Below are 472 nucleotides of genomic sequence, written 5' to 3'. Positions count from 1 at the left end.
TGAAGGCGGCACTGTCACTTACACCGCGACGATCGGTCAGCCTGTCACTGGCTCCCCGGTCACCGTGACCCTGGCCAACGGCCAGACCATCACCATCGATATCGGCAAAACCAGCGGCACTGTTAATGCTGTAGCTCCGAACGATGTGCTCAATGGTCACGCGCCGTTGACCAACTCGATCACCGACGTGAGCGGCGGTAACTACGAAAACCTGGTCGCGGATAAAACGCCGGTTTCGACCACTGTTACTGATACCCCGGACACTACGACTCTCAGCCTATCGGCCACTGACTCCGTAGCTGAAGGCGGCTCGATCCTCTACACCGCGACATTGACTAACGCTGCTGGCACACCGGTTACCGTCACGCTGTCGAACGGCGCCGTGATCACCATCGCGGCCGGCGCCACCACCGGTTCGGTAACCGTCGCCGCACCTGCCGATGACGTCTATAAAGATGCCGGCACTGTTCAG

1 protein-coding gene is annotated in these 472 nt (G+C 60.0%); it reads left to right on the top strand.

Annotated elements, in window-relative coordinates:
• Positions 1–472, top strand: a 472-nt coding sequence (locus ACXPVS_RS27425) for an immunoglobulin-like domain-containing protein (protein ID WP_458512664.1), incomplete at both ends; no start/stop codon positions are given.

This window comes from Pseudomonas sp. Ma2-10 (assembly GCF_054330215.1).
The sequence above is the reverse complement of the archived record's forward strand: the minus strand, read 5'-3'. Positions and strand labels throughout refer to the sequence as shown.